Source organism: Micromonospora cabrerizensis, assembly GCF_022230955.1.
In the GTDB taxonomy this organism is placed as follows: domain Bacteria; phylum Actinomycetota; class Actinomycetes; order Mycobacteriales; family Micromonosporaceae; genus Micromonospora; species Micromonospora cabrerizensis.
In genome coordinates this window covers 1-12,648 of the sequence record NZ_JAKKFI010000111.1, presented here as the reverse complement: position 1 = coordinate 12,648, position 12,648 = coordinate 1, and the positions used below count along the sequence as shown (strand labels likewise).

At 71.7% G+C, this 12,648-nt stretch carries 12 protein-coding genes; 7 read left to right on the top strand and 5 right to left on the bottom strand.

What is annotated here, in order from left to right; all coding sequences use genetic code 11:
* Positions 1-14 precede the first annotated feature (14 nt).
* Positions 15-461: a Cif family virulence factor gene (locus tag LADH09A_RS28690; protein ID WP_238648804.1), complete on the top strand. Its 447-nt coding sequence runs from the start codon at positions 15-17 to the stop codon at positions 459-461.
* 114 nt (positions 462-575) lie between these two features.
* Here the strand turns inward: LADH09A_RS28690 and LADH09A_RS28685 are convergent, their stop codons facing one another.
* Together LADH09A_RS28685 and LADH09A_RS28680 are read right to left on the bottom strand one after the other, a co-directional pair.
* On the bottom strand, positions 576-1,775 hold the full coding sequence (locus LADH09A_RS28685; RefSeq protein ID WP_238648803.1) for an ice-binding family protein: 1,200 nt from the start codon (positions 1,773-1,775) through the stop codon (positions 576-578).
* A gap of 275 nt (positions 1,776-2,050) precedes the next feature.
* Positions 2,051-2,692 (bottom strand): class I SAM-dependent methyltransferase, encoded by a 642-nt coding sequence (locus tag LADH09A_RS28680; RefSeq protein WP_238648802.1) that lies wholly within the window; start codon positions 2,690-2,692, stop codon positions 2,051-2,053.
* A 105-nt stretch (positions 2,693-2,797) separates the two neighbouring features.
* Here LADH09A_RS28680 and LADH09A_RS28675 point away from each other — a divergent pair, with 105 nt between their 5' ends.
* A complete protein-coding gene (locus LADH09A_RS28675; protein ID WP_238648801.1) occupies positions 2,798-3,577 on the top strand; it encodes an SDR family oxidoreductase in 780 nt (259 codons plus the stop codon).
* 2 nt (positions 3,578-3,579) lie between these two features.
* Here the strand turns inward: LADH09A_RS28675 and LADH09A_RS28670 are convergent, their stop codons facing one another.
* From LADH09A_RS28670 to LADH09A_RS28660, 3 genes are all read right to left on the bottom strand, one after another.
* A complete protein-coding gene (locus LADH09A_RS28670) occupies positions 3,580-5,805 on the bottom strand; it encodes a hypothetical protein (RefSeq protein ID WP_238648800.1) in 2,226 nt (741 codons plus the stop codon).
* A gap of 183 nt (positions 5,806-5,988) precedes the next feature.
* Positions 5,989-6,834 (bottom strand): YybH family protein, encoded by an 846-nt coding sequence (locus LADH09A_RS28665; RefSeq protein ID WP_238648799.1) that lies wholly within the window; start codon positions 6,832-6,834, stop codon positions 5,989-5,991.
* A 35-nt stretch (positions 6,835-6,869) separates the two neighbouring features.
* Complete coding sequence (locus tag LADH09A_RS28660; protein ID WP_308194706.1) at positions 6,870-7,937, bottom strand: sigma-70 family RNA polymerase sigma factor; 1,068 nt, start codon at positions 7,935-7,937, stop codon at positions 6,870-6,872.
* 50 nt (positions 7,938-7,987) lie between these two features.
* Between LADH09A_RS28660 and LADH09A_RS28655 the strand changes: the two genes are divergently transcribed.
* The 5 genes from LADH09A_RS28655 (at position 7,988) to LADH09A_RS28635 (ending at position 12,494) form a co-directional block, all read left to right on the top strand.
* Positions 7,988-9,175 (top strand): FUSC family protein, encoded by a 1,188-nt coding sequence (locus LADH09A_RS28655; protein ID WP_238648797.1) that lies wholly within the window; start codon positions 7,988-7,990, stop codon positions 9,173-9,175.
* 80 nt (positions 9,176-9,255) lie between these two features.
* Positions 9,256-9,783, top strand: a complete 528-nt coding sequence (locus LADH09A_RS28650) for a hypothetical protein (protein WP_238648796.1) — start codon at positions 9,256-9,258, stop codon at positions 9,781-9,783.
* A 72-nt stretch (positions 9,784-9,855) separates the two neighbouring features.
* The gene (locus tag LADH09A_RS28645) at positions 9,856-10,698 is read left to right on the top strand and encodes a DUF4097 family beta strand repeat-containing protein (protein WP_238648795.1); all 843 of its coding nucleotides are present in this window, start codon (positions 9,856-9,858) and stop codon (positions 10,696-10,698) included.
* A gap of 33 nt (positions 10,699-10,731) precedes the next feature.
* Positions 10,732-11,709 (top strand): ATP-binding cassette domain-containing protein, encoded by a 978-nt coding sequence (locus LADH09A_RS28640; RefSeq protein WP_238648794.1) that lies wholly within the window; start codon positions 10,732-10,734, stop codon positions 11,707-11,709.
* The gene (locus LADH09A_RS28635; RefSeq protein ID WP_238648793.1) at positions 11,706-12,494 is read left to right on the top strand and encodes an ABC transporter permease; all 789 of its coding nucleotides are present in this window, start codon (positions 11,706-11,708) and stop codon (positions 12,492-12,494) included. The genes LADH09A_RS28640 and LADH09A_RS28635 overlap by 4 nt, the downstream gene beginning before the upstream one ends.
* Positions 12,495-12,648 lie beyond the last annotated feature (154 nt).

Genomic DNA, 12,648 nt, shown 5'->3' with positions numbered 1-12,648 from the left:
CGGAAGGACCGCACATGAAGTCTGCGGAAGCACCCGTACGCGAGTCGATCAACGCCTTTCTGCACGACTACGCGCGAGCCGTCGAAGCCGGTGACAGTGACACCATCGCCGCGAGCTACGCCGAGTCGTACATCGAGGGTGACCCGAGCACGTCCACCGCCGTCACCAACGACGCCGACTATCGCGCCGCGCTCGACGTGCGCCACACCGCGATGACCGAGCAGTTCGGGCTGACCGGCGCGTGCGTGGTGGTCGACGACGTGCTCGACCTCGCACCCGGCTACGTCCTCGTCCGCACTCGGTGGACGTTGGACTTCGCGCCGCCCGACGGTGCGGCCGGCAGCGCACACTTCGCGCAGACCTACGTCGTGCGCCTCGGCGACGACCGACCGCGGATCCTGCTCTACCTCTCGCACGAACGCGAGGACGAAGCCATGCGGAAACTCGGACTCACCACCTGACGCTGTTCGCGCCACGACCGTCGTCGGCCCACCCCTGATCGGGGTGGGCCGACGACGAACGTGCTGACACTGCCTGGAGTGGTCCGGCCGGCAGATCACCGGCCGGACCACCGGTCAGGACTCCTGGCGTCGACGCCGTGCGAGGAAGAACGCGAACGCGCCCAGCACGACCATCACACCTCCGACGCCGGTCATGGCCGGGACCGCACCGCTGCCGGTCACCGGCAGGATGGGGTACTTGCCACCCGGGCCACCAGGTCTGCCGTGCCCGCCGGGTGCGCCAGGGCTCCCAGGTGCACCAGGGCTGCCGGGCGCTCCGGGGCTACCAGGTGCTCCGGGGCTACCGGGTGCTCCGGGGCTACCAGGTGCTCCAGGTGCGCCGGGGCTGCCGGGTGCTCCAGGGCTGCCAGGTGCTCCGGGTGCGCCGGGGCTGCCTGGTGCGCCGGGGCTGCCGGGCGCGCCAGGAGAGCCAGGTGCGCCGGGGCTGCCGGGTGCGCCGGGGCTGCCCGGTGCTCCGGGGCTGCCGGGCGGCCCGGACGGGCCGGCGGGGCCGGTGGGGCCGGGCGGACCGGTCGGTCCCGCGCACACCGGTGCGCTGATGACGTTGGTGTCGAGGGTGACCGCCTCGGTTCGCGCCAGCGCACGGCCCTGGAGGGTCGCGCCCGTGGCCATCGTGATCGCCGCCTGAGCCATGATGGTGCCGACGAAGGTGGTCCCCGTGCCGATCGTCGCCGAACTGCCGATCTTCCAGAACACGTTGCAGGCCGACGCGCCGTTGGTCAGCACGACTCTGCTGTTCGACGCCGTCGTCAACGAGGAGTCGATCTGGAAGATGAACACGGCCGACGGGTCGCCCTGGCCGTTGAGGGTCAACGTTCCGGTGAGCTGGGCCGCCCCGATCCGATAGACCCCCTCGTTGAGGGTGTTCCCACCAAGCTCGGCGGGAAGGTTGGTGAACGGGGTCCGACCGGCGGCGTCGTTGAAGGCGATGGTCAGGTCGCTCTGGGCTTGCAGGGCGACCGCGTCGCCGAGGTGGACCTCACCGCCGATGGTTGCCGTTCCGAAGCCGGCCGCGGTGTTTCCCGGGAACCGTCCGAGGCTCTGCGCCAGGAAGCTGGGGCCGGTGTTGGTGGGCTCGGCCCCGGCCAGGACGGAGAAGTCCGCCGCCGTCCCGAGGTTCACCGGCGCTTCCTGCGCGCTGGCGGCGGTCGAGCTGAAGAGCAGTAGGCTGGCCGCCACTGTCGCGGCGGCTCCGGCCGCGAGCGCCGGCAGCACCACCCGCCGGCGTAGGCCGAGTCTGAGTTTCACTGTCACAGAACATCCTCCGTGGGTACTACTCGCAGGAGACGTCTGGTGAGTGCGTCCTGCGCGCGATACGGCCGATATGACGCCGAACAAGCGGCGCTGACCACCACATCACGCAGACCGGGTGAATGCCTTCAAAACGGAATAATCGGCACTCAACGTCTGTGCAAAGAGGATCGGACCTCACGTTCACGTTGAGGCCTCGCGTGGTGGGCTGGGCCGCTGCGACGACGGCCCGCGCGGCGTCGCCTGATCTCAGGGCAGCCGGCCGGCCACCTCCCCGGTCACCGGCGCGGGGTGCCTGGCCAGGTCGCGCGTCCGTGGACGCAGGGCGAGGAGGGACTGTTGCTGGTGGCCGGGAAACGGAACCGGCGCACCTCCTCGATCACGAACCCCGCGGCCGTGATCGCGGCGACGGTGTCGCGGTTGGTGTGGCAGCCGGCGAACAGCTTCGGCCACAGTGTCGCGTCGACCAGCCGCTGGGTCCGGTGCAGCCCGCTGGGCTCGTCGGCGGCTACGTGCTCGAAGAACCGCAACTCGCCGCCGGGGCGTAGCGTCCGGCTGATCTCGGCCAGCGCGTTCGCCTGATCGGGCACGGTGCACAGCACCAGCGCGACCACGGCGGCGTCGAACTCGCCGTCGCGGGCGGGCAGGCTCTCGGCCAGGCCGTCGACGACCGTGATCGGCACCGGCGCGCCCGGTGCCGCGCGCTCGGCAGCGGCCCGTAGCCGGCGTTCCGGCTCGACCGCGACGACCTCGCTCACCGCCCGCGGGTAGTGGGAGAACATCCGCCCGTTGCCCGCGCCGATCTCGATCACCCGGCCGGACAGACCGGTGACCAGGTCCCGTCGGAACTGCGCCGTGCCGGCACGGTCCATGGCGACGCTGAGCCGCTCGTAGACCCGGGCGAACACCGGATGGGACACCGCAGCCACGTCGACCTCCAGGGAACGGGGTGAACTGTTCTCCCGCGATTGTCCTGCATCGGCGCACGCTTTCCGTCTTACTGGTTGGCAGCACGATTCCGCCCAGTGCAGACAGGACGTGGTACGCCCATGAAGATCGTCGTCATCGGAGGCAGCGGCCTCATCGGTTCCAAACTCGTGGACAGCCTCGCCGGACAGGGCCACGAGGCGGTGCCGGCGTCGCCGAAGACCGGAGTGAACACACTGACCGGCGAGGGAGTGGCCGAGGCGCTCACCGGCGCCGAGGTCGTGGTGGACGTGTCGAACTCGCCGTCGTTCGAGGCCGGCGCCGTGCTGGAGTTCTTCGAAACGTCCACCCGGACGCTCCTGGCCGCCGCCTCCGACGCCGGGGTGGGCCACTACGTGGCGCTCTCCATCGTCGGTTGTGACCGGATCCCGGAGAGCGGGTACATGCGGGCGAAGGTCGCCCAGGAGAGGCTCATCGTCGCGTCCGGAATCCCGTACTCGATCGTGCACGCCACCCAGTTCTTCGAGTTCCTCCAGGGCATCATCGACGCCGGCACGGACGGTGACACCGTGCACCTCGCGCCGGTGCTCATCCAGCCGATGGCCGCCGACGACGTCGCCGCCGCGGTGGCCGAGACCGTGCTCAGCGCGCCGACGAACGCCGTGGTCGAGGTCGCCGGCCCGGAGCAGTTCCGTCTCGACGAACTGGCCCGGTCCATCCTCGCGGCCCAGCAGGATCCTCGTTCGGTGGTCGCCGACCCCGACGCCCCCTACTTCGGCGCCAAGCTGGGCGAGCGCTCCCTCGTCCCCGCCGACGGCGCCCACCTCGCCGGTACGCGTCTGGACGACTGGCGTGCCCGCGGTGCCGGCGGCCGCTGACGCTACGTCGGTGCGTCGGGCGGGTCGGCTCGCCCACCGAGACGCTGCACCAGCTCCCGGATCACCTCGGTGAACTGCTGATCGGACTCGCGCGGCCAGTGTCCCTGAATGGGTGGGGGGACGCTGTCGCTGGGCGGCGTCACCACGTCGCACGGATCGCGATACCGGCGGTCCACGGTGGCGGTCGGGCCACTGGTGCCCGCCGGAGTGTGCGGGCGGTGGGCGGCGAAGATCCAGCCGCCGATGGGGTCGGCGTCACTCCACAGGTTCACCCACCGCCAACCGACCCGGTGGCCGATCTCGTGCAGCGCCGCGTCGTCGACGTACGAGGGGAAGAGCCTCGCGTAGAGGCGGCGCAGCGGTGAGCCGTGGGTGAGCAGAGCGACCCGACTGCCGACGTGCGGCGGCAACTGGAGCACCGTCGCGGCGAGCAGGACCGAGCCGTGGCTGTGCCCGGTGAGCACCACCGCGTCGCCGCGCTCGACCAGGTAGGTGATGCGGCGGGCCAGCTCCGGCACGGCCCGCTCGGAGTAGCAGGGCGGCGCGAACGGGTGGGCGGCCCGGGGCCAGAACGTGCCCAGGTCCCAGAGCACACCGATGTGGCGGCGGTACGGCTCGGTCCGGTACGCGAAGATGCCGCCGATGAGCAGGCCGAGGATGATCGCCGCGATCACCCAGCTGCCGAACGCGATGCCGAAGGTGATCAAGCCCGCGGGCAGGCCGATGTTCCGCTCGATGACATCGCCCGGAAACTCCCCCAGCAGGCCGATGGTGGCGGTGGCCGTGGCGAGTCCGGTGAGACAGCCGTAGAGCACGGCCAGCGGCACCAGTTTCTCGGTGAAGCGGGCCCGGGCGATCGCGTCCCGGACCTGCCGCAGTCGGGGCCTGGCCTCGGCCGGGGCGTCCGGGTAGTCGTGGGCGACGATCGCCGCCGCGGCGCGGCGACGACTGCGGCGGGAGAGCACGATGACGAGGCCGGCGACGATCAGGGTGGCCAGCAGCGCGCGGATGAAGCCGTGGATCGCCCAGGTGTACGCCCGCGGCGGACCGGTGGCGATGCCCTCCCCGGTCGGCACGTCGCGATCGAGGAAGTCCGCCACCCGGTAGACCAACTCGGCGGAGTACGCCACCGCCAGGCTGATCCCGGTGGCCGCGACCACGAGGGCACCCAGCCCGTACAGCGGCGTGGCGCCGCGGTTCCGGCGGCAGAGCAGCACCACGCCCAGCGCGGCCAGCAGCGCCGTCTGTGCGACGAACAACCCGGTCAGGCTCGTCTCGTAGCCGGGCAGCCCGTGCCCCTCGTGCCACTGCCGCGCGTCGGTCGGCAGGTGAACCAGGACGACGACGGTCAGGACGATGGCGGCGGTCCGAAGCGTACGGGTGACCCGGTCGAGCCGTTGGTCGTCGGCGCCCCGGTCGATCAACGGTGGCGTGCAGAGCAGCCCCACGCAGCAGACCAGGACCATCCCGGTGACGACCGTCAGCGAGATCGTGATCGCCGTGGCGCCGCTCGCGGCTCGGGCCAGGAGCAGGGTGAGGTCCAGCGTCGCGAAGGCCGCCGCGACGTGGATGGCGCGCAACCGGCCGACCAGCGGCTCGGCGTCCCACTGACCGAGGGCGCCGAGTCGGGACGCGGAGATGTCCTCATCGGGTGCGCGAAACGCCTCGAACGACCGGCCCGGGCGGTTGCTGATCCGCCAGATCAGGCCGATCGCTGCGGCGGGAACCAGCGCGAGCACCGCCAGTCGCAGGCCGAGCGGGCGTCCGCTCAACCAGGACAACCAGCTGCGCCCGGCCAGGCAGCGCGGGGAGGACAGGCACTTCCAGCCGATCAGATCCAGGGCGACGCCGGCAATGGCGAGGACGTACAGCACGGTGAGCGTGAGCGCCAGGAGCCGGCACAGCGACTTGACGACCGCCTCGGAACCAGGGTTCGCCGGGCGCATCCAGATCGCGACGTTGACCAGCATGAAGGGCAGCAGGAAGACCACCGCCAGGGTCCGGGCCACGGTTCCGGAGGGCAGGTCACCCCAGCGGTACGCCTCCAGCGTCACCCCGTGTGCGCCGCTGCTGTCCGAGCCCTGCGGTCGGGGCCGGTAGAAGCCGCCACTGCGGTCACCGGCCACCTGCGCTGTCTGCTGGAGGTCGAGCACCTGCGCGGCGCTCGCGCCCGAGACGCCGTGCACTCGCAGCTCCACGACATCGCGGGGGATGTCCGACCCGCTCAACCGCGCTGATCCATGCGACGACCCTCCGAGCCGCTCGGCAGCCCCCTGTCACGCGACCCGGGGCGAGCCCCGGCGTCAGGTGCCCGGGCTGCCACCCCCGGTGGCGGCAGCCCGGTCTACCCGATCCGAACGGCCTCAACCGCACCAGCTGCTCAGCGCGGGTCGGTGACCGCCGACGAGGACTCAGTGCGCCCGGTCGGGTGTCAGGTCGGTCCTCGCCTGCCCGGTCTCCGGGTCGAAGGGGAACGACACGTGCTGGTGGATCAACTCCCAGCCCCGACCGGCCCACTGGAAGACGCGGGTGCCCCGTGACCAGCTCACGATCGTGCTGCCGTCCGGCTGCTGCGCGGTCATCCGGTTGAGGCCCCACGACACGGCCACATCGTCGCGGGCGATGACCGCCAGACCCGGAACGGTCCAGGTGACGGTGCCGCTGCCGACGTCGAGGCCGTCGGCGCAGACCTCGCGAACCTCGTCGCGGCCGACGTGCTCCAGCGGCAGCTCGTGCTCGTACGAGACGACCGCCGAGGCGACGGGCTCCATGATCCCGTCGAGGTCCTTCGCCTCGGTGGCCTCGTACCAGCGCTCGTGCAGTGACCGCACCTCCCGCTCGGAGGTCTCCCGGTCGTCGGCGCGGTTGTCGGCGAACGAGTGGTGCTCGTGCGCCACGACCCACGAGCCGTCCTCCTTGCGCAACCCGAGGGTCAGGCGCAGCAGACGATCGGGCCGGTTGGCGAGGTCGTCCGGGGTGCCGCAGCGCAGCAGCGCGTTGGCGAAGGCGACGGTGTCGCCGGCGGTGATGTCGAGGCTGGTCAGCTCGAAGGTGGCCCCCGACGCCTGCCACCGGAAGAAGTCGGGCCACGTCCGCTCGTACGCCTCGATGCCCCGGACCCCCTGGTGCGGCGGGGGTACGTCGTACATGACGATGTCCGCGGCGTGGCGGGTGAGGACGCCGGGCAGGTCACCGGAGTGGACCGCCTGCGCCCACCGCTCGATCAGCTCGCGGATCTGGGTCTCGTCGTCGGCCATGGTTGCTCCCTTGCGCGTCGGGTTGCTCTCACCCCCTACAACCCGCGCGGAGCGGCGAACTCATCGCCGCGTGCCGACCGGATCTCCTCGTCCTGGTCGGGAGCCTGGTCCAGCTCGGTCCGCAGACCGCACATGGGCAGGGTCTCCGGGGTCAGGAACGACACCACCTCGGCGATCCGGTCGCCGCGCAGCGCGACGACGTCCAGCGCCGCCGCCGTGAAGACCGATGCCTCCGGGTCCCAGAGGTACGTCCCGAAGGCCAGTTGCCCGTTCGCGTACGTCGGCACGAACCGCCACCGCAGCGCCAGGGGGCCGTCCAGCAGGAACTGGCGGATGGCGTGGCGGCCCTCGTACCACTGGGGCAGTGGCGGCATCGAGTACCGGGCGTCGTCGGTGAGCATCGCCAGGATGGCCTCGACGTCGCCCCGCTCCCAGGCGACCACGTAGCGCCGTGCCAGCTCGCGCACGGTGTCGTCGCCGAGACTGCTCAGCTCCGCCTGCTGGCTGGCGGTCGGGCGCAGCGCGTCCACGACCCGTCGGGCCCGCTGAAGGGCGCTGTTGACCGCGGTGGTGGAGGTGCCGAGCAGGTCGGCCACCTCGGCGGCGGGGTAGCCGAGCACCTCCCGCAGCAGCAGCACGGCCCGCTGTCGGCCGGGCAGGTGTTGCAGCGACGCGACGAAGGCGAGTTCCAGGTGCTCGCTGTCGACCAGCCGCTGCGCCGGGTCCCGCTCGTCGCGGGGCGTCGACCGCCGGTCCGGGTACGGCCCGAGCCACGCCGTCTCGGCCACGGCCGCGGCCCCCGGGCTCATGTCGGTCGGCAGTTCCCGGCGGCGACCCCGACCCTCGATCATGCTCAGGCACCGGTTGGTGGCGATCCGGTAGAGCCATGCTCGGAGGGTGCCGCGATCCTCGTACCGGTGCTGGTTCTGCCAGGCCCGCGTCAGCGTCTCCTGCACGGCGTCCTCGGCGTCGTGGAAGGAGCCGAGCATCCGGTAGCAGTGGGCTGTCAGCTCGTCGCGGTGCTCGTCGATCAGCCGAGCGAACGTCACGGTGGTGGAGCCTACCGCCGGCTCCGGCCGTCGCGCGTGCTCGAGGGCGCCGATCCACCGGCGGGGGAGAGGATTGATCCGACCACGGCGGGGTAGGTGCCGCCATGGTCGCTGCCGGTCGGCGCGGAGCGGACGGTGGCGCTTCGGCACGTGCCGCAGCCACCGCCCACGGCGGCCTGGCGACCACGGTGGCCCGGCTGCGGGGCCGCGCGCTGGCCACGGCGCGGGAGCGGTTCCGTCGTTTGCGGGCCGTCGGCGGCCTCGCCGTGCAGGCCGGGTTGGCCGCGGCGCTGTCCTGGTTCGTGGCGCACGAGCTGCTGCACGTCTCGCAGCCGGTGTTCGCGCCGATCTCCGCCGTCTCGACCCTCGCCGCGTCCGTCGGTCAACGGCTGCGTCGTACCGTCGAGCTGATCCTCGGCGTCACCGTCGGGGTGTTGATCGGTGACCTGCTGCTGCTGGTGATCGGCACCGGCTGGTGGCAACTCGCCCTGATCGTCGTGCTGGCGATCGTGGTCGCGTTGTTCCTCGCGGGCAGTGCCGCGGTGGTGATCCAGGCCGGGGCGACGGCGGTGCTGATCGCCACGCTCAGTCCGTCGATCCGCGACCTGGAGGTTCCCCGGTTCGTGGACGCGCTCGTCGGGGGAGGGGTGGCGCTGCTCGTCACCGCCGTGCTGCTGCCGCTGAACCCGCTGCGGGTGCTCAACCGGGCCGCGCGTCCGGCACTGGACCTCCTGGTCGCCCAGCTCGACGCCACCGCCGGCGCGCTGGCCGACCGCGACGCCGCTCGTGCGCGTACCGCCCGCGGAGAGCTGCGGCAGAACAAGGGCCCGTTGAAGGCGTTCGTCGAGGCGACCCAGGGTGCCCGGGAGGCCAGCACCCTCTCGCCGGTGCACTGGAACCAGCGGCGCGGTCCGGTGGGTCGCTACGCGCAGGCGGCGGAGCCGATCGACCGCGCGATGCGCAACAGCGGAACGTTGATCCGTCGGTCGGTCACGCTGATCGAGGACCGCGAGCCGGTCCCGGAGCCGCTGCCGAGGGCGGTGGCCGATCTCGCCGAGGCCGTCCGGCTGCTCAAGCGGCAGTTCGCCGCCGGTGACGAGCCGGACCGAGCGCGCAAGCAGGCGCTGCGGGCGGTCGAGACGGCCGGTCACGCCTACCGGGAGGGCGTCGGTTTCTCCGGCGCGGTCGTGGTGGCTCAGGTTCGTACGACGGTCAGCGACCTTTTGGTGGCCAGCGGACTGAGCCAGGAGGACGCGAACAGCCTGGTCAGACGCTCGTTCGGTGATCTTTGAGCACTCGCCGGTGGCACCCGTGGCATCATCTTGAGCCATAGGTGTTGCATGTTGAGCCAAAGTGGTGCCATCATGGTGCCATGGAGCTGAGGTCATACGTCGAGAACCTGCGTGACGAGTTCGCTGTGGCTGCGGAGGGCGTCGACGCGGACGGCCGCGCGCTGGCCGAGCGGCTCTTCGCGCAACTGGAGGCCGCTACCCGTCTCACCCTGCTGGAGGCGCTGTCCGACGCGGCCGACGAGATCACCCGCGAGCTGGCGCCGGGCTCGGTGCACGTGCGGCTGCGCGGGCGCGAGCCGGATTTCGTGGTGACGCCGGCCAGTCCGCCGGTCGACGAGCCGAGCGGAGCCAGCGAGCCGCAGGCACCCCCCGCGCCGGTGCTCCCGCCGGACGGCGACGAGGGTGGCACCTCCCGGATCAACCTACGGCTGCCCGACCACCTGAAGGCCAGCGTCGAGGAGGCCGCCGGGCGCGCCGGGCTCTCGGTCAACGCCTGGCTGGTCCGCGCTGTCGCCGGCGCCGTCGCGGCGGGCGACACCGAGCGTCGCCCACCCCGCCGGGCCGAACCGCCGCGCTCCGGGCAGCACTTCACCGGCTGGGCCCGCTGACTCCCCGTACCCCCTTGTTTTCGCGCCGCTGACCAGCGGCGACATTCACCGACCACCTTTCGGGAGACCACCATGCCTGTTTTCGAGACCCCAGAGCCCATCTCCGTCCAGCTCGAGCTGCCCGTCGGAGACGTCTGGATCAGCGCGACCGACCGCACCGACACGGTGGTGACGGTGCGGCCCCGCGACCCGTCGAGCAAAGCCGACGTGAGCACCGCCGAGCAGTGCAGCGTCGAGTACGCCGCCGGAAAACTGCTGATCAGGGTGTCGAAGAGCTGGCGCCGCTACGGCTTCGGCCCCGGGCCGTCCGTCGACGTCCTGATCGAGTTGCCGACCGGGTCGCAGGTGCACGCCGAGTCGTCGTGGGCGGCGTTCCGCAGCGAGGGCCGGCTCGGCGAGTGCCGGATCAAGACCGGAAGTGGGATCCGGCTCGACGAGACCGGACCGCTGGACATCGACAGCAGTCACGGCGAGGTCGCCGTCGAGCGCGTCGCCGGTTCCGCCCGGGTGAAGGCCTCGTCCGGCAAGGTGCGCATCGGCGCGGTCGACGGCACCACCGAGATCAAGAACTCCTCCGGTGACTGCTGGATCGGCCGGAGTGGGGGCGACGTCCGGGTCAACACCGCGTACGGCGACATCACCCTCGACACGTCGACGGCCTCGGTGACGGCACGCACCGCCTACGGCAACCTCCGGCTGGGCGAGGTCGTCCGGGGATCGATCGACCTGAACACCTCGTACGGGGCCATCGAGGTCGGCATCCGTCGCGGGACCGCCGCCTGGCTCGACGTCAGCTCCAAGCACGGCCGCGTACACAACGCCCTGGAAACCACCGACAGCCCGGCGCAGACCGACGAGACGGTCGAGGTACGGGCGAACACCGCCTACGGCGACATCATGATCCGCCGCGCCTGATCCGCCGCCACACAGACCCGCAAAGAGGAGACCATGACCAGCTCCACGAAACCCGCAATCGTCGCCACCGACCTGCGGAAGTCCTACGGTGACAAGGTCGTGCTGGACGGCATCGACCTGATGATCACCGAGGGAACGATCTTCGCGTTGCTCGGCCCCAACGGCGCCGGCAAGACCACCACCGTGCAGATCCTCTCCACCCTGATCAACGCCGACGGCGGTCACGCCCGCGTCTTCGGCCACGACCTGGCCCGAGAGCCCAACGCCGTACGCCACCTGATCGGCGTCACCGGCCAGTTCTCCGCCGTCGACAACCTGCTCACCGGGCGGGAGAACCTGAGCCTGATGGCCGACCTGTGTCACCTGGACAAGGCGGCCGGCCGGCGACGGATCGCCGACCTGCTCGAACAGTTCGACCTGGTGGAGGCGGCGGGCAAACCGGCGTCGACGTACTCCGGTGGCATGCGGCGACGGCTCGACCTCGCGATGACCCTGGTCGGTGAGCCCCGCGTCATCTTCCTCGACGAGCCGACCACCGGCCTCGACCCGCGCAGCCGCCGGGCCATGTGGCAGATCATCCGCAACCTCGTCGCCGAGGGCGTCACCATCCTGCTCACCACGCAGTACCTGGAGGAGGCTGACCAGCTCGCCGACCGCATCGCCTTCCTCGACCACGGGCGGCTGATCGCCGAGGGCACGCCACGCGAGCTCAAGCGGCTCATCCCGGGCGGCCACGTCGTGTTGCAGTTCGCCGATCAGGCTGGGCTCGACTCGGCTGCGGGCGCGTTCGCCGCCGCCACCCGGGACGACGCCGCGCTCACCCTCCAGGTGCCGAGTGACGGCGGGGTCGGGACCCTGCGGTCCCTGCTCGACGAACTCGACCGCGCCTCGATCACCGTGGCGGGGCTCTCCGTGCACACCCCTGATCTCGACGACGTCTTCCTCACCCTCACCGGCCAACCGGACACCCGCGCCGGCCGACCCGACCACGAAAGGGCTCCCGCGCGATGAGCACCCTCTCCCTCGCCGTCCGTGACTCGAGCACGATGCTGCGGCGCAACCTCCTGCACATGCGGCGCTACCCGTCGATGACCCTGCTGCTCGTCGGCGTCCCGGTCATCGTCCTGCTGCTCTTCGTCTACGTCTTCGGTGGCACGCTCGGTGCCGGCCTCGGGCCCACCGGCGACCGTTCCCAGTACGCCAACTACGTCACGCCGGGCATCCTGCTCATCACCGTGGCCAGCGCGGCGCAGGGCACCGCCATCTCGGTCGCGATGGACATGACCGAGGGCATCATCGCCCGGTTCCGGACAATGGCGATCTTCCGGCCGTCGGTCCTCACGGGCCACGTCCTGGGCAGCCTGGTCCAGACCCTGCTCAGCCTCGCGGCCGTCACCGGTGTGGCGCTGCTCGTCGGGTTCCGGCCCACGGCCAACCCGGTCGAGTGGCTCGCCGCCATCGGCGTCCTCGCCATGATCACCTTTGCGCTCACCTGGCTGTCGGTCGCCCTCGGCCTGGTCAGCGACAGCGTCGAGACGGCCAGCAACCTGCCCATGCCGCTGATCCTCCTGCCGTTCCTCGGCAGCGGGTTCGTCCCCACCGACTCCATGCCCACCGCGGTCCGGTGGTTCGCCGACTACCAGCCCTTCACGCCCGTCATGGAAACCCTCCGCGGCCTGCTCCTCGGCACCGGGATCGGCGCCAACGGGATCATCGCGGTGATCTGGTGCGTCGTCATCAGCGCGCTGTCCTTCCTCTGGGCCAAGACCCTGTACAACCGCAGTCGAGCCACCTGATCCCGACCGGCGCTCGACGTCCCCGCCATCGCGACGGACAGCCGGCGGCTCGGCCCTGTGGGCCGAGCCGCCGGCTGTCCATGTCGCGCGGGTGCGGGCCGGCGCGGGTGCGGGCCGGCGCGGTGTGGGCCGGCGCGGGTGCGGGCCGGCGCGG

Coding starts and splice junctions, on each gene's coding strand:
- LADH09A_RS28655 (WP_238648797.1), top strand. CDS start 7,988: ATGGTCGCTGCCGGTCGGCGCGGAGCGGACGGTGGCGCTTCGGCACGT.
- LADH09A_RS28650 (WP_238648796.1), top strand. CDS start 9,256: ATGGAGCTGAGGTCATACGTCGAGAACCTGCGTGACGAGTTCGCTGTG.
- LADH09A_RS28645 (WP_238648795.1), top strand. CDS start 9,856: ATGCCTGTTTTCGAGACCCCAGAGCCCATCTCCGTCCAGCTCGAGCTG.
- LADH09A_RS28690 (WP_238648804.1), top strand. CDS start 15: ATGAAGTCTGCGGAAGCACCCGTACGCGAGTCGATCAACGCCTTTCTG.
- LADH09A_RS28635 (WP_238648793.1), top strand. CDS start 11,706: ATGAGCACCCTCTCCCTCGCCGTCCGTGACTCGAGCACGATGCTGCGG.
- LADH09A_RS28640 (WP_238648794.1), top strand. CDS start 10,732: ATGACCAGCTCCACGAAACCCGCAATCGTCGCCACCGACCTGCGGAAG.
- LADH09A_RS28665 (WP_238648799.1), bottom strand. CDS start 6,834: ATGGCCGACGACGAGACCCAGATCCGCGAGCTGATCGAGCGGTGGGCG.